General features: G+C 66.2%; 17 protein-coding genes. 9 read left to right on the plus strand and 8 right to left on the minus strand.

Features of this window, described 5'->3' with window-relative positions:
• Window positions 1–102: 102 nt before the first annotated feature.
• The 3 genes from GFY24_RS29390 (at window position 103) to GFY24_RS29400 (ending at window position 4,969) form a co-directional block, all read left to right on the plus strand.
• Window positions 103–2,967 (plus strand): BTAD domain-containing putative transcriptional regulator, encoded by a 2,865-nt coding sequence (locus tag GFY24_RS29390; protein ID WP_194853064.1) that lies wholly within the window; start codon window positions 103–105, stop codon window positions 2,965–2,967.
• Between the two features lie 175 nt (window positions 2,968–3,142).
• The gene (locus GFY24_RS29395; RefSeq protein ID WP_309231488.1) at window positions 3,143–4,306 is read left to right on the plus strand and encodes an MlaD family protein; all 1,164 of its coding nucleotides are present in this window, start codon (window positions 3,143–3,145) and stop codon (window positions 4,304–4,306) included.
• Between the two features lie 159 nt (window positions 4,307–4,465).
• Window positions 4,466–4,969, plus strand: coding sequence for a L,D-transpeptidase (locus tag GFY24_RS29400; RefSeq protein WP_228566750.1), 504 nt, complete (start codon window positions 4,466–4,468; stop codon window positions 4,967–4,969).
• 71 nt (window positions 4,970–5,040) lie between these two features.
• Here GFY24_RS29400 and GFY24_RS29405 read toward each other — a convergent pair whose 3' ends face one another.
• Window positions 5,041–5,436 carry an SgcJ/EcaC family oxidoreductase gene (locus GFY24_RS29405; protein ID WP_153808363.1) on the minus strand — a complete coding sequence of 132 codons (396 nt, stop codon included), beginning with the start codon at window positions 5,434–5,436 and terminating at the stop codon, window positions 5,041–5,043.
• A 98-nt stretch (window positions 5,437–5,534) separates the two neighbouring features.
• Between GFY24_RS29405 and GFY24_RS29410 the strand changes: the two genes are divergently transcribed.
• Window positions 5,535–6,485: an RNA polymerase subunit sigma-70 gene (locus tag GFY24_RS29410; protein WP_309231489.1), complete on the plus strand. Its 951-nt coding sequence runs from the start codon at window positions 5,535–5,537 to the stop codon at window positions 6,483–6,485.
• Here the strand turns inward: GFY24_RS29410 and GFY24_RS29415 are convergent.
• Window positions 6,474–9,416 carry a helix-turn-helix transcriptional regulator gene (locus tag GFY24_RS29415; RefSeq protein ID WP_194853065.1) on the minus strand — a complete coding sequence of 981 codons (2,943 nt, stop codon included), beginning with the start codon at window positions 9,414–9,416 and terminating at the stop codon, window positions 6,474–6,476. The genes GFY24_RS29410 and GFY24_RS29415 overlap by 12 nt on opposite strands.
• A 102-nt stretch (window positions 9,417–9,518) precedes the next feature.
• Between GFY24_RS29415 and GFY24_RS29420 the strand changes: the two genes are divergently transcribed.
• Window positions 9,519–10,685, plus strand: coding sequence for an epoxide hydrolase family protein (locus GFY24_RS29420; RefSeq protein ID WP_153808365.1), 1,167 nt, complete (start codon window positions 9,519–9,521; stop codon window positions 10,683–10,685).
• 62 nt (window positions 10,686–10,747) lie between these two features.
• Here GFY24_RS29420 and GFY24_RS29425 read toward each other — a convergent pair whose 3' ends face one another.
• Both GFY24_RS29425 and GFY24_RS29430 read right to left on the minus strand, forming a co-directional pair.
• Window positions 10,748–10,939 carry a DUF397 domain-containing protein gene (locus GFY24_RS29425; RefSeq protein WP_309231490.1) on the minus strand — a complete coding sequence of 64 codons (192 nt, stop codon included), beginning with the start codon at window positions 10,937–10,939 and terminating at the stop codon, window positions 10,748–10,750.
• The gene (locus GFY24_RS29430) at window positions 10,936–11,838 is read right to left on the minus strand and encodes a helix-turn-helix transcriptional regulator (RefSeq protein ID WP_153808366.1); all 903 of its coding nucleotides are present in this window, start codon (window positions 11,836–11,838) and stop codon (window positions 10,936–10,938) included. Before GFY24_RS29430 ends, GFY24_RS29425 begins: the two co-directional genes overlap by 4 nt.
• A 194-nt stretch (window positions 11,839–12,032) precedes the next feature.
• On the opposite strand from GFY24_RS29430, the gene GFY24_RS29435 reads away from it, so the two are divergent.
• The 3 genes from GFY24_RS29435 to GFY24_RS29445 all read left to right on the plus strand — a co-directional run bounded on the left by GFY24_RS29435 (window position 12,033) and on the right by GFY24_RS29445 (window position 13,235).
• Window positions 12,033–12,245: a hypothetical protein gene (locus GFY24_RS29435; protein WP_153808367.1), complete on the plus strand. Its 213-nt coding sequence runs from the start codon at window positions 12,033–12,035 to the stop codon at window positions 12,243–12,245.
• Between the two features lie 32 nt (window positions 12,246–12,277).
• A complete protein-coding gene (locus tag GFY24_RS29440; RefSeq protein WP_153808368.1) occupies window positions 12,278–12,532 on the plus strand; it encodes a hypothetical protein in 255 nt (84 codons plus the stop codon).
• A gap of 235 nt (window positions 12,533–12,767) precedes the next feature.
• Entirely contained in the window at window positions 12,768–13,235 is a 468-nt protein-coding gene (locus tag GFY24_RS29445) for a (4Fe-4S)-binding protein (RefSeq protein WP_153808369.1), read from the plus strand.
• Window positions 13,236–13,792: 557 nt separating this feature from the next.
• Here the strand turns inward: GFY24_RS29445 and GFY24_RS29450 are convergent.
• Window positions 13,793–14,413 (minus strand): TetR/AcrR family transcriptional regulator, encoded by a 621-nt coding sequence (locus tag GFY24_RS29450; RefSeq protein WP_153808370.1) that lies wholly within the window; start codon window positions 14,411–14,413, stop codon window positions 13,793–13,795.
• A 166-nt stretch (window positions 14,414–14,579) separates the two neighbouring features.
• Here GFY24_RS29450 and GFY24_RS29455 point away from each other — a divergent pair, with 166 nt between their 5' ends.
• Window positions 14,580–15,710 (plus strand): helix-turn-helix domain-containing protein, encoded by a 1,131-nt coding sequence (locus tag GFY24_RS29455; RefSeq protein WP_153808371.1) that lies wholly within the window; start codon window positions 14,580–14,582, stop codon window positions 15,708–15,710.
• Here GFY24_RS29455 and GFY24_RS29460 read toward each other — a convergent pair.
• The 3 genes from GFY24_RS29460 to GFY24_RS29470 form a co-directional block, all read right to left on the minus strand.
• The gene (locus tag GFY24_RS29460) at window positions 15,609–16,961 is read right to left on the minus strand and encodes a lipase family protein (RefSeq protein ID WP_228566751.1); all 1,353 of its coding nucleotides are present in this window, start codon (window positions 16,959–16,961) and stop codon (window positions 15,609–15,611) included. The genes GFY24_RS29455 and GFY24_RS29460 overlap by 102 nt on opposite strands.
• Window positions 16,915–17,136: a hypothetical protein gene (locus GFY24_RS29465; protein ID WP_153808373.1), complete on the minus strand. Its 222-nt coding sequence runs from the start codon at window positions 17,134–17,136 to the stop codon at window positions 16,915–16,917. The genes GFY24_RS29460 and GFY24_RS29465 overlap by 47 nt, the downstream gene beginning before the upstream one ends.
• A 141-nt stretch (window positions 17,137–17,277) precedes the next feature.
• The gene (locus tag GFY24_RS29470; protein WP_309231491.1) at window positions 17,278–17,931 is read right to left on the minus strand and encodes a TetR/AcrR family transcriptional regulator; all 654 of its coding nucleotides are present in this window, start codon (window positions 17,929–17,931) and stop codon (window positions 17,278–17,280) included.
• Between the last annotated feature and the right edge of the window lie 16 nt (window positions 17,932–17,947).

The following is a 17,947-nucleotide window of genomic DNA, read 5'->3' on the forward strand; positions in this document are numbered from 1 at the left end:
AGCCGGACGGGACCGCGGCAAGGGTGGGCCGAGAGCTGGGGTCAGCGCGGTCCAGGCGATGTCCGCGCGGCACTCTAGACTGCCGTCGGGGAGGTCGGTTTGTTGAGGTTCGCACTCTTGGGCGAGGTCCGCGCTTGGCGCGGGGACACACCCCTGGACCTGGGTCCGCCACAGCGGCGGGCCGTACTGGTGGCATTGCTGCTGCGCGAGGGCAAGGCGGTGACGGCCGCCGAACTCGTGGAAGGCATTTGGGGCCAGGCGCCGGTGCCGCGCGCGGTGTCGGCGCTGCGCACGCATGTGGCCAAGCTGCGCCGCGAGCTGGAACCGGACCGGCTCAGCCGCGCACCCGCCGGCCTGCTGGTCTCCATCGGGGACGGGTACGCGCTGCGAATTCCCGACCTGCGCACCGATATCGGCGAGGTCGAGCAGCGGGTGAATACGGCCGCGCTGATTCGCGATGACGATCCGTCCGCCGCCCGCGAAACCCTGCTCACCGCGCTCGCGCACTGGCAGGGCGCGGCGCTGGGCGCACTGCCCGGCCCCTTCGCCGAACGGCAGCGTGCCCGGCTCGAACAGTGGCGGCTCAGCATTCTCGAGGACCGGCTCGCCCTCGATATCGAGACCGGGTACAGCGCCGAGGCAGTCACCGAAACCGGTCCGCTCATCGAGGAACATCCACTGCGCGAACGCTTTCGCACCCTGCGCATGACCGCGCTCTACCACTGCGGCCGGCAGGCCGAGGCGCTCGAGGAGTACGCCCGCGCCCGGCACGCGCTGGTCGAGGGCATCGGCGTGGAACCCGGACCCGAGCTCAGCGCCGTGCACGCCCGTATCCTGCGCGCCGAACTACCCCCGGTGCACCGCCCGGGCCGCGATCGCACCCCGGCCCAATTACCGCCCGACATAGCGGATTTCACCGGCCGCTCACGGCTGGCCGAGGAGATCGCCAACCAGCTCACCGGCGACGACAGCGCGGTCGCGATTTCCGCCGTCGGGGGTATGGGTGGCGTCGGAAAGACCACGCTCGCACTGCATATCGCGCATCGGGTGCGCGACCGCTTCCCGGGCGGGCAACTGTATGTGAACCTGCGCGGCGTGGACGCCGAGCCCATGTCGCCTTGTGACGCACTGGGCGGCTTCCTGCGCGCCCTCGGCGTCGCGGAGAGCGAAATCCCCCGCACCGTCGACGATCGGGCAGCGCATTTGCGAACCCTGGTGTCCGACAGGCGAATTCTGATGATCCTCGACAATGCGAAGGACAGCGCGCAGGTGCGGCAGCTGATGCCAGGCACCCCCGGCACCGCTGTCCTGATTACCAGCCGGTCCGCGCTCACCGAACTGCCGGCCGTGCGCCGCACCCGCCTCGACGTGCTCGAACCCGGCGAGGCAATGACCCTGCTCACCCGCATTCTCGGCACGGAAAGGGTTGCGGCCGAACAGGATGCGGCGCAGCGGGTAATCGCACTCTGCGCCCGCCTCCCATTGGCCGTGCGCATTGTGGGCGCGCGCCTGGCCGTGCGCCCGCAGTGGACCATCACCGCGATGGCGACCCGGCTGGCCGACGAGAGCAGGCGACTCGATGTCCTGCGCACCGGCGAACTCACCGTCGAGGCGGTATTCCACCTCGGTTACGGACAGCTGAATCCCGAGCAGGCCAGGGCCTTTCGCACGCTGGCCCGCGCCGAGGTGCCGGATCTGCCGGCCGATGCCGCCGCCGCGATCCTGAATGTGCCTGTCGCACAGGCCGAATACCTGTGCGAGGCGCTGGTCGATCTGAGCCTGTTGGAAACCACCGCGCCCGGCCGCTACCACTTCCATGATCTGCTGCGCCTTTTCGCGCGGCGCCAGCCCGGCGACGACGAGGCGCAGGTGCTCGCCCGCCTGCTCGACTACTACCTGGCCAGCGGTAAGAACATGCTCAGCGCCATCGACTATAGCAACACCACTCGGCTGCTGGTGCCCACCACGGTGCCCGGCCACGCCTTCACCAGCGGCGCGGATGGTCAGCGCTGGCACGATATCGAGCGTCCGGTGGTCATTGCCATGCACCGGCAAGCCGCTCGAATCGGCGGGCCGACAGTGGCTTTGGCCGCGGATCTGGCCTGGGTGCTGGCCGAGGTCATGGACGGCGGCAATGGCGCAGGCGAACTCGCCGATGCCCTGAAGGCATTGCTACATACCGCGATTCAGGAGCAGGACAGCGACAGTGTGCGCAGACTGCGGACCGCCCTGGGCGCGATCATGCAGGTCGGTCTGGGCGAGGTCGAGGCGAGTCTGGAGTTCCTGCAAGCCATTTCACCGCCGGTCGACGACGCGAGCCGCCGGCTCCAGGTCTTGGCCGAACTGCTGCTCGGTATCGCGGACCGCCGACTCGGCAATACCAAGGATTCGCATCGGCACTACGCGAACGCGGTCGCCCTCACCCGCGCGCTGGGCGATCGATCCATGGAGGCTTGGATTCTCGCCCTCGCCACCCGCACGCTCTGCGAATCGGGGCAGTACGAGGAGGCGATCGCGGTAGCCGAACGCGCCATCGAGATGGCCCGCGAATGCTCCAACTCGGTCGCCCTCGGCTGGGCCCACCACGAATTGGCCGCCACCCATTCGCTGCTCGGCGACCACGAGCGGGCACTGCGACTCGGTGAGGAGGCCGTCGGCATTGCTCGGCGGAACGGCGTCCGGCTCTGGGAGGGCTGGGCCTGCACCCGGCTGGCCCAAATCCATTTGCGCGCTGGCCGTGCCCGCGCCGCCGAAGACGAATCGGCGCGCGCCCTGGACCTGCTCAGCATGGCCGCCGACCCGATCGATCGAGCCCGCGCCCTGGCCCTGCACGCCGCCGCCATCGCCGCCCGCGGCGATACCGCAACGGCCGCACGCGAACTCGCCGACGCCACCGAAACCTTCCACCGCGCCGGCCTACCCGCACCCACCCTCACCAGCCTCTTCTCCCCCGGCCCGACAATTTAGCGAAAACATGCATGTCCGCGGGACCACCGCGATCGTGTCGCCTAGTATTGCCCGCAGTTTCGCCGAGAGTTTGCTCCGTCATCTCTGACCGCTCTGCCATCTGCACTGCGTTTGTGAGCATCGAAGTTTCTGAGCACCGAACCTGTTGTCCGTGATCGGCGATGAAGGCGGGCCCGTGGGCATTCAGCAACATAAGACGCTGGTATCGAATATCGCGCTGGTGAGCTGTTTGCTCGCTGGCGGGAGCTATCTGCTGATCGATGTGGCGCGGGTGCGGCCCGGAGGCAGCTATTCGGTCACCGTACAGCTGGACAAATCCGGCGGGGTGCAGCCCGGGAATGATGTCACCTGGCGCGGGTATCGGGTCGGCAAGGTGAAGTCGGTATCGATCATCGACAGCGGGACGCAGGTGGCGGCGGTCGCGGAAATCGAGGACAAGTACCGGATTCCGGCCGATACCGGTATCGCCGTGGCGGCGCTGTCGGGGGTGGGTGAGCAGTACATCGACTTCCGGCCGAACTCCGAGGGCGCGCCGTATCTGAAGGACGGGCAGGTAATCCTGTTCGACACCGAGCGAATCAGCACGCCGCTGCCGGTGTGGGAGGCATTGACCGACACCCATGACCTACTCGCCCAGATCGATCCGGACAAGATGAATACCATTCTGTCCGAGCTCGATACCGCGCTCAGCGGCGGACCCGATCAGCTGCGGCATCTGGTCGAGGGCTTCAGCCTGGCCACCAATGGGCTCGACAATCTGCTGCCGCAGACCACGAGCCTCATCGAGAATCTGCAGGCCATCGCGGGTACCTCCGCGCACGCGCAACCGGATCTGGGCACGCTGACCCGCAATTCGGGTCTGCTCATCGACCAGGTGAATGCCGCCAATACCGAACTGCGCAAGGTGCTGGACCGCGCGCCGGAGCAGCTGGCGGTCATGGACGCGCTCCTGGATCGCAATCAGGATCCGATCCAGAGTCTGTTGACCAATATGTCCGCTATGGTGCGGGCCGCGTTGCTGCGTACTCCCGCACTGCGCGCTCTGTTTCCGGCGCTGGTGGTCGGCACGGCGGCCATGGGTGTGCCCGCGCATGACGGCGAGTTCTACACAATTGTCGATGTCTGGCCGCGCCCGTGGTGCCTGTACAAGACGAAATCGACACCGCAATACGTGGTGCAGGACGACACCGTGTTTCGCTGGACCTACTGCGAGAATCCGCCACCGGAACAGCAGATTCGCGGCTCCTCGAATGCCCCGAGACCGGACATTCCGAACAATGGTGCGCAAATGCCCACGTGGGCCGACCCGAATGAGCGCACGCTGCCACCCGTTCGATGAATTCCCCCAGCGTGTCGGCACGCCCGGCCGGGGTTTATCCCGCGAATCTCGGTGCGCACCGCGCAGAATGATCATTTGCACGAAACGAATAGAGATGTCCCTTCGCCCTGCAGGCGAGAACACCGGGTGGCGGGCAAGGCTAGAGAGGTCAGTGACTCGATGATGAGCAAGTGTTCCCTCGGCTCGGCAATGCGGTCCCTCGTCTTCGCGGGCGTGGCCGTCGGCATGGCAGCCGCTCCGGCGCAGGCCGAACCACTGTGGCCCGGCGGACCCGATGTGCCGGGCGTTCCGTCGATCATCCCGGCCCAGCCGGTCACCGCCCCCTGCTCCGATCAGGCGCGTGCCTGCCTGCGGCTGGGGACCAATGAAGCATGGTTGATGGACAATGGCAAGGTCGTCTTCGGCCCCACGCCGATATCGCACGGCATGCCCGGATTCGAGACGCCGCCGGGATTCTTCCACGTGGCCTTCAAACGGCCGTTCCACTGGAGCACCATGCATCAGGCGCCGATGGAGTACGCCATCTTCTTCAATGGGGATATTGCATTCCATATCGGACCGGTGGACAAGAAGTCGCACGGCTGTATTCGCATGACGCCCGATGGGGCCAAGGCGTTCTTCAATTATCTCAATACCGGTGATGCTGTCGAGGTCGTCCCCTAGTTTCGACCGGGCATCGAATTGGACCGGCCCCCTTCCGGATTGGCGGAAGGGGGCCTCGTTTTGTCCCGCGGTCACTCCTCGCAGTTGTGGTAGGACGCGATGGCCCAGCCCGTGACGCCGCGGGTCAGCACCCAGGTGGCCAGGACCCAGCGGTTCGGCTCGGTCTGGCCCGCGAGCAGCACGCCGCTACGGCTCACCACGATCGCGGTGTCCGGGGACGGAAAGCGCACGGTCAGTGGCTCATCCAGGACGGACGAACCCTTCAGCGGGCCGGCGAAACCGGCGGCGAAGCGGGCGCGCACGGCCTCCCGGCCATCGCTCAGTGAGCCCGGAAGGATCGAGGTCGACTCCTCGATATAGCTCGCGACCAGGGCATCGGCGTCATTGTCGGCCCAGGCGCGGTAGACGTCATTGAGCACATCCAGCACGGCGGTGCGTTCGGTGGCCTGTACGGCGGTGTCGTTCATGATGATCCCTCCTGGAAATTCTCGCCGCCGGATCAGCGGCTCACGAGTACCTACCGGCGGTGACCCGGATCGTCATCGGTATGGCGTAGAAAAGATGAGTGGCCGACGAATTCACCGCTCGCACCGACCCGCACCGGCGGGAATTACTGGCGCACTGCTACCGCATGCTCGGGTCTGTACACGATGCCGAGGACCTGGTGCAGGAGACACTGTTGCGGGCCTGGCGGGCCCGGGACAGTTATGACGAGAGCCGCGCGTCCATGCGCACATGGCTGTATCGAATCGCCACCAACGCCTGCCTGACCGCTCTGGAACAGCGGACGCGGCGGCCACTGCCCGCCGGGCTCGGCGGTCCGCCCGGGGACGATCCGCGTGAGGCGCTGGTGCACGGCGGCGAAGTGCCCTGGCTGCAACCGATTCCGGACGCGCTCATCGGCGATCCGGCGGAAGTGGCCGCGGCACAGGGCAGTCTGCGACTGGCGCTGGTCGCGGCCATGCAGCAGCTACCCGCGCGGCAGCGGGCGGTGCTGGTGCTGCGCGAGGCCCTGGACTGGCCGCCCGGGCAGATCGCACAGGCCCTGGAGATGACGCCGGCGGCGGTCAACAGCGCGCTGCAGCGGGCACGGAAGACGCTGTCCACGAACGGTATTCATGAGGACGATGTCACCGAACCGGCCGAGCAGCGCGCCGTGGTCGACCGGTATCTCGACGCCTTCCGGGATGCGGATCTGGCGGCCCTGGAGAAGTTGCTCGCCGATGACGTGATCATGGAGATGCCGCCGTTCCTCAATTGGTTCCGGGGGCGCGCCGACTACATCGGCTTCATGGCCAGGGTCTTCGACACGCGCGGCACCGATTGGCGCACCATTCCCGTCGCGGCGAACGGCCAGCCCGCGGCCGCCGCGTACGCCCGCGACGAAGCGGGCAACTACGTTCTGCACACACTCCAAATATTCACTCTCACAGGCAATTTGATCACCCGCCTGACCGTCGTCCAAGATGCGGAGGTATTCGAACTCTTCAAGCTGCCGGCCGTCCTACCCGAGTAACCCGTGCTCATGGGCGAAGGCGGCCGCCTCCGTGCGGCTCGCCACCCCGAGCTTGGTAAGAATGCGCGAGACATGCACCCCCGCGGTATTCGCACTGATGAACAACTCCCCCGCCAACCCCCGATTACTCAACCCCTCGGCCACCAACCGCAACACCTCAACCTCTCGCGCCGTCAGCCCGAAACTCCCGGAAGCACTACCACCCCGCGCTTTCAGCTCCGCACCGCCGGAAGTACTACCGCCACGTGCCTTGTGCTCCACACCGCCTGACCCATCCAGCGAAATACGCGCCCGCTCGGCCAGCCTCGCGGCGGAACCGACGAGCGGCTCCGCGCCCAGCCCGGCGGCCAACTCCGCGCCCTCCCGCAAGGCGATACCGCAGGCTTCCCGATCCCCTTCCCCCGCATGGCATTCCGCCGCGGCCACCAGACTCTCCGCCAACTCATAAGGCTGCTCGAGCGCCCGCCACGCCGTCGCCGCCACCTCCCAATCCGCCGCACCACCCGACCGCCAGGCCGAGAACACCGCCCGGTACGCGAGATCCACCGGCGACGTATACGACAGCGAATCCGCCAGGGCGACTATCTCTTCCACTTCAGGATCCTGCCCAATTCGTGCGGCCAGCACCACCACCGGCCACGAGTCATGCGGGTGCGCGGTGAGCATTGCCGCCTGACCCAGCGACCACACCTCAGCCGGCGCGCGGACGGCACTCGCCCGATCACCCAGCGCCAATGCGATCTCGCCGTGCAGTACATGACACTGCAGCCGATACGCGAGCGCCCATGTTCCATGACCGAGCAGCTCTTCCGCACGCGCCGCCTGTGCCCGCGCCGAATCCGTATCCCCTTGCGCCAGTGCGATTCTCCCGTAACTCAGCAGCAGGGCTGCCCGACTCAGCTGCGGCAGTTGCTCGAACTGCGCATCGTCCACCACCGCACGTGCCTCCGGCCACCGCCCGAGCGCCGTCAACGCCTGCACCCACTTCACCAGCAGAATCGGGGCAGCCTCGGTGAACCGAAAGCTCTCGTGCGCCACCCGCAACCCCTGCTGCACAACCGAAATGGCGGCCCGGTACTCCCCCGCCGCGTGCAGCACGGCCGATTCCCACGTCACCACATCGAGCAACACTCGCGGGTCCCCGGCCCGCCCTGCCGCCAGCTGTGCGGCCTCGAAATGCCGCAGCACGATTTCGCGCGCCTGCGCGGTCACCGTGCCCTCAGGCAGGGCGGCCACGCCGCTGGGTTCGGTCGCGGGGCGGGCGGAGGCGACGAGGCCGAGGTAGGCGTGGGTGCGGGCAATTAGTTGGGGGTCTTTGTGGTGCTCGGCTATGGCAAGGGCGGTGGTTGCCGCTTCGGTGGCTGTGTCGATATTTCCGGAGAAGACGCTGGTCAGGGCTAGTTGGGCCAGGGTTTCGGCGCGTTCCAGGGTGGGTGGTTCGGTGGGGAGCAGGGTTAGGGCGCGGGTGAGGTCGTCGCCGGGGCCGGCGCCGGTGGCTCCGAGTAGGGCGGCTCTGCGGCGGTGTAGGCGGGCGGCGCGTTCGGGGTCGGCGGTGCTGTCGATCAGGGCGAGAGCCGCACCGGCACTGGCGATTCCGCGTTCGATCGCGCCCGAGGCCGTGGCCGAATCGGTGAGTTGTTCCAGCACTGCCACTTTCGTGGTGTGCAGGAGCCGGTCTGCGGTGGGTACGCGGTCCCAGAGGTCGAGGACTCGTTCGAGTTGGCGGAGGCGTTCCGGGGCGGCGGCGGTGGAGGCCGCGGACCAGGAGGCGGTGAGAGCCTGCGGGAGGTCTCCGGCGGCGGCGGAGTGGTGCGCCAATTCGGCGGCGCGGCCCTGCTGGGAAGGGCTGTCGCGCAGGATGTTCGCGAGGCGGGCGTGCAGTTGGATGCGCTCGGTGGGGAGCATGTCGTCGTAGGTGGCCTGGCGGATGAGGGCATGCCGGAATTCGTAACCGGAGTCGGTGGTGAGCAGGAGTCCGCGGTCGACGAGTTCGCGCAGGGCTCGGTGCAGTACCTCGGGCTGTTCGTCCTCGCCGGGCAGGTCGACTGCTTCGGCGAGCAGGTCGTGTCGGATCGGGGAGCCGATGACGGCGGCGAGGCGCAGCACCGTGCGCGCCGGTGGTGTGAGTCCGATTTGGAAGCTCAACAGCAGGTCGGTCAGATCGGCGGGGATCTGGTCGGGGGCCTGGCCCAGCGCCTCCACGAAGAGTGGATTGCCGCCACTGCGGTCGAAAATCTTTGTGATCAACGCGGTTTCGGGCTCGCGGCCGAGCAGGGCGGCCAATTGGCGGCCGACCTCGTACCGGGTCAACGGGTGCAGATCCAGCGTTCGTACGCCCGGGTTCCGGCGGAGTTCGGTGATCAATCCGCGCAGCGCTCCCGCATCGGCCGGGCGATAGGTCCCGATCAGCAGCAGCTCACCGTCGGCCAGATTGGCGACCAGGAAGGTGAGCAGTTCCCGGCTGGCGTCATCGGCCCAGTGCAGATCCTCCAGGATCAGCAGCACCGGACGGGTCATGGCCAATTGCTCCAGGACGGTGAGGATTTCACCGAAGAGCCGAATCCGATCCGGTTCCGACGCGGCCGCACCGGTGTGCACAGCGAGCTGCGGCAGCCAGTTCGCCAAGGCGGGGTGCCGTGGCAGCAGCGCCGCCAGCTCGGCCACGCCGAGTTCGCGCAGCAAACCGCGCAGCACAGCCAGGAATGGCGCGAATGCCATACCGTCGGTACCGAATTCGGGGCAGCGGCCGGACAGCACCGTGGTCCCGCGATCCAGTCGCCGGGTGAATTCACCGACCAGGCGGGATTTCCCGAGCCCGGCCTCACCCGCGATCAGCACGGTGCGGGTATCGGGATCGCGCATGGCATCCAGGAGCGCCGAGAGTTCGCCGCCACGTCCGATGAGCGCGCTGCTGACGGGAAGATTGACCACGACACTGATCATGCCGTGCGGTCGGGTAAAGCGGTTCACACGACGCTGAATAACGAATTCTCATGATGTGGCGGGTGAGTCTTTACCGGCAAAATTTATGTCATGAGCAGCAACGACACCACCATTCGCCCCTTCACCATCGATATCGCCCAGGCCGACCTGGACGACCTGCGCGACCGCCTGACCCGCACCCGCTGGATCGACGAAGTGCCCGGCGAGGGTTGGGAGCGCGGCGTGCCCACCGCGTACCTGCGTGAGCTGACCGCCCACTGGGCCGAGAAGTTCGATTGGCGCGCAGTCGAATCCCGCCTGAACGCGTACCCGCAGTTCACCACCGTCATCGACGGCCAGAACCTGCATTTCCTGCACGTACGCTCGGCCCGCGAAGACGCCACCCCGCTGCTGCTGGTGCACGGCTGGCCCGGCACCCCCGCCGACTTCCTGGATATGGTCGGCCCGCTGACCGATCCGGCCGCGCACGGCGCGGTCGATGCCCCCGCCTTCCACCTGGTGATCCCCACCCTGCCCGGGCACGGCTTCTCCGGTCCGCTCACCGAAACCGGTTGGCATGACGGCAAAGTCGCCGACGCGCTGGCCGAGCTCATGGCGCGGCTGGGTTACGACCGGTACGGCGTGCAGGGCGGCGACCACGGAGCGTTCGTGGCACCGCGCCTGGCCCGCGAACACTCCGAGCATGTGCTCGGAGTGCACGTCAACGCGCTGGTAACCTTCCCGACCGGTGATCCCGCAGATATGGCCGCGCTCACCGATGCCGAGAAGCAACGGCTCGCGGGAATGAAGGACTTCCAGGACAACGGTTCGGCGTACATGAACCTCGCTGGTTCGCGGCCGTACAGCATCGCCCAACTACTCGCAGATTCCCCTGTGGCACAACTGACTTGGATTATCGAGAAGTACAAGGAGTGGACCGACGCCGCGCATGAGCTCCCCGAGCAGGCCATCGACCTGGACAAGATCCTCACCACGGTCACCGTCTACTGGCTCACCGATACCGCCCGCAGCGTGGCGAACTACTACTACGAGCGCTTTCACGACTACGCCATGTTCGCCCCCAAGCCCAAGGGCACCGTACCCACCGGCGTAGCGGTCTTCACCACCGCCGACTACGCCATCCGCGCCTTCGCCGAGAAAGCCCACAATGTCGCGCACTGGTCGGAGTTCTACTCCGGCGGCCACTTCCCCGCCCTCGAGGTCCCCGACCTCCTCGTCGGCGACATCCGCGAATTCTTCGCCGCCCTGAACCGCTGACCCAAGAACGGCCCCCACTTCACCGGAAGTGGGGGCCGTTTTCCATGCCGAGTAGCGGGGCCTCAGCCCTCCCAGACACGACTGGCGACGAACGTTGTCCAGTCATCGGCCGGAAACGTCAGGATGGGACCGCGGCCGTTGTCCTTGGTATCCCGCACGAGTGTGGATTCCGTGTCGTGCCGGATCTCCACGCATGCCTTCCCGCCTTCCGACCTGCTCGACTTGAACCACACGCCGAATGCCGGTCCCTTCACGCTGCATACTCCTTCGCGTACTGCAACAGCAGATCTTTGGTGCACTGTTCGTTCAACGCTACCGCCCTGAGGGCCGAAATGGTCCTTCCATATCTGTCCACCACATCGTTCCGCTCGTGATAGACCCCGGTGTTACTCGCACCCTCGACATAGACCACGGGCGGCTCGACCAGCCCCCTGTCCAGCCGCGGGAACTCCAGCAGGGTGAACGATTTGACCGTCAGTCCTTGGTGCGGACCAACCCGGAACGGAATGACACGGATGCTGATGTTCTCCCGTCCACCGGCATCGACGAGCGAAAGCAGTTGCCGTGCCATGACATCCGGGCTCGCCGGCTGATGCCGAAGGACCGCCTCCGAAAGCAGCACCTCCAGTTGGAAATTGGGCTCGTCCAGCCGTGCTTGCCGCCGGGCCGTCAGCTCGATCCGGCGCTCCAGATCGACTGCGGAGAGGTCTGGTTCGTCGATGCGGATCACGCTGCGGCGATAGTCGGGCGTTTGTAGCAGCCCGGGTGCCATGACGAGCTGATGGGAGGTCACTCGATTCGCAGCGGTCTCCAGTCGCAGATAGTGCGGGAAGTGAGCCTCGTACTGGTCGGCATACGGTCGCCAGAAGCCCTTCGAATTACCCTGCTGCTGTTGAGCTTTCGACTGCTCTTTCACTTCGTCCCATAGGCTGAGCGCGTCCGACCGTACCTCGGCGGCCGCCCCATAGAAGTCGAGTAGATCTTTCAATTGCGAAGTGGCGATCTTCGTCGGGATGCCATCTTCGAGGCGGAGGAGGGTCGCCTTGGACACCTCGATGTGAAGCCCAGCCGCCAACGCGGTCTTACCGGCACTCTCTCGGATCTGCCGCAGGAATTTGCCAAAAGCTCTGCGAGAGACTGTAGATCCAGTCATTTCGTTAGCCTCGCTATCTGGGTCAGCTCATTCTGAGCCGGGACCAAAGTGGACCTCAATTGTATTTCTTGCGTAGTCCACTTTGCACGCTGCAGCACAACGATTTTGGTGTCTACTTACAGATAGCACCCGGCGCCGATAACGAGACAAGGACGCCACCGGGGCATCATCCGAACAGACACAGGGAGATGCAAATGTCTTGGGATGCTTGGGTTTTGATGATCCTCATCGCCGGTTGTGCGGCGATTGTCCTCATCTGCATCGGCGAGGATGTCAGGGAGAGGCGTCGCTTCATGAAAGGCGAGAACCGTGCGGCACGTATTCAAATTCGCGACGGCGAGTGCATTACCGCCCCCGTCCGTCGCAAACCGAGTGGCCGCCACCGTGATGAACTCGCCAGGCCATAGCGCCTGCCGCGCAAGGGAAATGGAATTGACCCATGGAAATCAATCGCACGCGCTCGGAGAGTTTGGAAGACTGCCACGTTCGCGACGATGACATTACGATGAATGTCGCAGAGGCACTGGAAGCCTCGATTATTCACCGCGACTGCGATCCAGTGTTCTGCGCTCGACGCTTGGAAGCGAATCGGATTGTCCGCTTCGAGGCAGATAAGTACGCCGAACGCTCCAATGTCCATCCCCTCCCGACCCGGTACTTCAGGGAGGTGAGCGATGTCGTCCGCGATCCATAACCGCCATCCGGCACCGACTACCGCGTGCCAAAACCTCGAGGACGCGAGACGTGGACTGCACAGTCACGCATATTGCGGCGACATGTGTGAAGCCAAGACGTATTACAGACGGGCCGTAAAAGACATCGCTCGCGGGCCTTCCGCGCCATGGAATATCTGGCGGCCGAAAGATGAGCCCCAATAGTAAGGACCTGCAGCCCGCCGAATGCGGGAAGACCGGGCGTACTGTATTCGCATGGACACCGATCACTCGGTACCGCAGCCCCAAGCCCCAACGCCGCCTGGTCGGGCCTACACGGCGCCCGGCGTCACCGTCTACTTCGACGCGGCCCGCTGCCTGCACTTCGCCGAATGCGTACGTGGCCTGCCGAATGTCTTCGACACCGCTGCCCGCCCTTGGATCCAGCCCGCCAATGCGGAAGCACCCGATGTCGCGGAAGTAATCCGCCGCTGCCCGAGCGGTGCCCTCCACTACGTACTCGACTCCGGCCCACCCGAGCAGGGCGAAGCGGTCACCACCGTGACACCACTACCCGGCGGCCCACTCCTACTGACGGGCACCCTGCACATCACCACCGCAGGTGAAAACGGCCCCGGCATACTCAACGAAACTCGCATGGCCGCCTGCCGTTGTGGGAAGACCGCCAACTCCCCCTTCTGCGACGGCAGCTGCGACATACACGGCGAGCACAAGTCCGAATAGCCCTGTTCAGCCCGGGATCCATTGAAAACCGCTGGGGCACAGCCAGTATGGATCTCGGCCGACAGTATTCCGGGATGCCTTCCGCTCCGGATGCGTCCGCCACCACACTGCTATACCTGCGGGCTCAGGCGGTCATCGCAACACCTCGTCGAGTGCTTCTGATGGTGTGCGGGGTCGGCTGGCGAAACCGGTCTGAGCGGTCAGAAATCTCTAGGCAGGCAGCATATTTGCCGTCGTGCCGGGGTTTGTGACCGCTCAGGCCGCCCGAACTTCTTTCCCTTCCCGCGACCTCCCGCCGTCGGCCACACGATCGACCGTGCCATCGATGGCCGGGCACGCGGTCCGAACCTGCTGAATTAGCGCGAACGTCGACTCCGCCGTATCGAGCGTGCGACTGCCGCACACCCCCTGCCATAGCCGCACACCCCTTATATATACGGGGTGTGCCGTAACGAGAAGGGGTGTGCCAACCCCCGTGCCTGGTCCCGATTGCCAGCGTCTGGCCCGATTGCCCCCGCGACTGGCCCCGATCACCCCCCGGGGGGGGAGGACGCCGCCTATCGCCGGACGAGTAGGCCATCGACGATGCGGTGGATTTTGTCGGCGGCGGTGGTATCGCCAAGGCGGAGAGCGGTATTCACGGAGAGGAGGACCGCGGCGATTTGGAAGGCGGCGAGATCGGTATCCAGGGGGGCGATTTCGCCGGCTTCGACGGCTCGGCCCAGTTCGTAGGCGAGGAGGTCGACCCATTGCTGTTGGTTGCGAACCAGGGCGTCGCGGATCGGGCCTGGGCGGCTGTCGAATTCACTGAGGTTGGCGGCTTGGAAGCAGCCGCCTTCGAAGACAGGGGTGGTGGCGTAGACGATCCAGCGGTCTATGAGTTCTCGGAGGCGTTGTACCCCATGGGGTTTGGTGCGGGCGGGCTGGCTGACCTCGGCTATGAAGCGGTCGCGGGCGTGATCGACCGTGGCGAGTTGGAGTTGTTCCTTGGTGCGGAAGAGGGTTTGGATGCCCGCCTTGCTCAGGCCCACATCGGCGGCGAGGTGGCCGAAGCTCAGGGCCTCCAGGTTCTCCAGCGAGGCGATATCCACGGCCCGGGCGAGCACCAATTGGCGGGTGCGCGCGCCGCGGATCAGTCGCTTATCGGTGATTTCGCCGGGGACTGACGGACTTTCCATACGGTCGATCGTACTCCCTGAGCGGCGCACGCCACCCGAACCGCCGACCTCCGAGCATCACCCGAGCCCGGCGATTCAAGATGATGCGCTTGCCTGCGTGAGGTGACCCCAATTACAGTTACGCGCCAGTAGGAACGACTGCGTTCCCTGAAAAGTGGAGTCGCACATGCCAACACCCACTCTCGCCGATCGGCTACCGGCCGATATCACCGCAATTGCCGAGAGCTGCTCGGAGCTTCGGGCAGGCGCATTGGAAATGGCGGTCAGCGTGCGCCGACTGCTCGAGGCCCTGGCCGCCGTCGATGCCTCGCTCGCCACGGTCGCACCGCCGACGACCGACAGCCTCGGCGCAGTGGCCGACACGTCCGCCGCCTCCGCCAACCCCCCGACCCCAGCGACCGGGCTCCAGACCACAACGACCAGCCTTCCGACCCCGGCGGCCGATTCATCCGGCAGCGAAGCCGATCGCTCCACACCGGAATGCCGTCCGACTCCCCCAGCATCCGTTACCGTTCCATCGATGGTCGCGCGGCCGGACGCGGGAACCCGGACCATTGCTTCGATCCTGTTGGCCGGGCAGCCCGCAACGGCGCAGGCGCGGATGCGCGGGGTGGAGATCGAGGGCTCGTATTACGTTCTGGGATTGCGTATTCCGACACATCCGGGTGAGCGGCATGTGGCGGTTGACGGGAAGCCGGTGGCGCGACGGCGACTGCGCTGTGTGCAGGCCGAGCTTGCCGCTCGGTGCGCGGGCAAGGCGCTGTGGGTGCTCGGCATGACGGGCGGGACGGTACTCATTCCGGAATCCGCTACGGAGGCAACCGAACTCGATGGGTTGATCACCGCACTCTCGGCGGTGGCGCAGGTGGCACTGACCGCCACCGTCATGCATTCGGCGACCTGTGACGTGCCGGGCGCGGCGGAGCAGGCGCATGAGCTGCTCGATATCGCGCACCGGCTGCGGTGCGCGCCGGGGCTGTATCGGTTCGACGATCTGGCAATGGAGTATCAGCTCACCCGGCCCGGTCCGGGGCGGGATTACCTTGGCGCACTGCTGGATCCGCTCGATGAGTACCCGGAACTGCTGGAGACGCTGCGCCGGCATCTGGGCAATGATTTGAATCGGCGGCGCACCGCGCGCGGGCTCGGGGTGCACGCCAATACCGTCGATTACCGGTTGAAGCGGATCGGGCGGTTAACCGGTTTCGATCCCTCGCAGTCGGCGGGGCTGTGGTATCTGCGGTCGGCGCTGGTGGCGCACACGTATCGCGCGGCCGGTGAGCATGCGGACCAGTAGGGCGGCGAAACCCAGGTGTTGTGTCCGGGCGCGAGCCGACAGTGCTACCGACCAAATCGTCTGCACCCCAGGCGAATCCAAGGGCACCTCGTCGAATCGATCCGCGAGCCAGTCGATCATGGCCGGAGCGCCGAGGAATTGCAGTGGTAGATGCATGCTGAGCCGGTCACGCAGATAGTGGATATGCGCACCGCGGTCGAGGTATCGGCTTACGTGCGCGTCGATATCGGCGACCGCGATCACCTCGTCATTGACGGCCTGCAGAATCAGCATGGGCATGGCGGGTGCCTGTGCGCCGGGACGGATTTCGTCCAGCACCGTGTGTAATTCGGGCTCGGCCAGCATGGCGACGAGGCCCGCACGGGTATGCCGGTCGGCATCGCGACCGGCGAAGCGCGCCAGCAGCGGGAACGTGGCGGTATGCTCCGCCCGCTTCAGCAGCGCCCGGAATTCTTCCGAAAGATGGTCGCGCAGTATAGGTTCCAGCTGCGGATAGGCACGGGCCAGCCCGGCGGTGAACACCATGGCGAATCCCGCGAAGGGCGAACCGTTCAGCCGGACGAAGGCATTGGCCGGATCACCCACCGGGGAGCCCGCGACCGCGCCGATAATATCTAGTTCAGGGGCGTATTCGGCGGCCAACTCGGCCGCCCAGGCGGTGGCCAGACCGCCACCGGAGTAGCCCCACAAGCCGATTGGCGTCTCGGCTCGCAGGCCGAGCGCGGGAAATCGCAGGGCGGCGCGGGCCGCGTCGAGGGCGCGATAGCCGGGTTCGCGCGCCGCACCGAAGTGCCCGCCCAGTCCCTCGTGATCGGGTACCGAGACGGCCCAGCCGCGAGCCAGCGCACCGGCGATGAGCAGCAGCTCGAGCTGCGGAATCGAACCGAGGGCTCGCGCTCCATGCCGTAACGCATAGGAGGGGAAGCACATTGGCGCGACGGCATCGATGGCGCATTGGAACGACACCAGCGGTCTCGGCGCCGCCGGATCGGCTCCCCACGGCATGAGCACCGTGGTGACAGCGGCCTCGGGTCTCCCATTCAGATCAGTGCTGCGGTACAGCAGCTGCCAAGCGGAGATCCGCTGCGGCACAAGACCGAACAGCCCAAGCCGCACCGCACGCGAGCGCAGAATGGTGCCGGGTTCGATACCGCCGAGTGGTTCCTCGGTGCGATAGAAGGGATCCCGGTCCGGTAGCAGCGGTTCAGAGGTGCCCATCGCCACCGATGACCCCGGGGTGGAGAGTGCCATCGAGGTCATGCTGTGCGGCGGGATCCAAGACGCGCAACGCAATCGACGCGGCATACCCGATGCCGGAGGCGATGCTGGTCGCGCTGGTGGCCCGTTCGGATTGCGCCGCGCCGCCCGCGAGGGTCACCCCCACAGCGGTTTCTCCCGCGTAGGTGACGCTCCCGAGTGTTTGCATTATGAGCATAATCGCACCTCTCCTACGTCGAATTCCCTTGTGACCGTATGTCTCTGGTGGGGCAACTGCCACTGCCTCTGTGGCAGATGACAAAGCACAGGCCTGCGCGCGACCCACCGATTGTGGCGTGGGACAGCCTGATCAGGCGGACGAGCGCACCAGGGCGATAGCGGTGCGGGTGAACAGCGGTGACAGCGACGGCAATTGGGTGGCATCACGCTCGTGCAGGCAGTCGCGTACCCGGTCGTCGATACCGCCGAGCAGCATATCGATCAATTCCGGATCCGGATCACCGGCCAGTTCACCGTCGCGCACGCCGATATTCGCCACGGTCAGAATGTAGTCGGCGAACCGCCGGTGCACGCGTGCCCGATGCGCCACCAGGCCCGGTCCGGCCGCGAGAGTCTCCACATACAGTGCCCGAGCCGCCGCCGGTTGCGCGGCCAGCACCGACAGGTAGATATCGAACGAGATCCGCACTCGCTCAGCGAAACTCACCCCGACCAGGCCCGTCACGGTGTCCTGCAATTGATCCAGTGCCGTACCCACCGCCAGGTCGTAGGCGGCGGCGAAACATTCGTCCTTACCGCCGAAGACGGCGTAGAAGGTGCGGCGCGCCACCTGAGCGCGGCTCACGATATCGGCGACGGTGGTCGCGGCGTAGCCCAACTCCCCCACCGCGTCCAAGACGGCCACGCACAGCCGCTGATACTGCGAGTTCTCCACCTGTTCCCGGCTCAGCCCGTGCCGTCCGCGCGGCAATGGCCCCGGCACCCCCACACCCTCCACACTCACGCCGCCCACAATATGA

This window comes from Nocardia sp. SYP-A9097, assembly GCF_009649815.1.
Lineage (GTDB): Bacteria > Actinomycetota > Actinomycetes > Mycobacteriales > Mycobacteriaceae > Nocardia.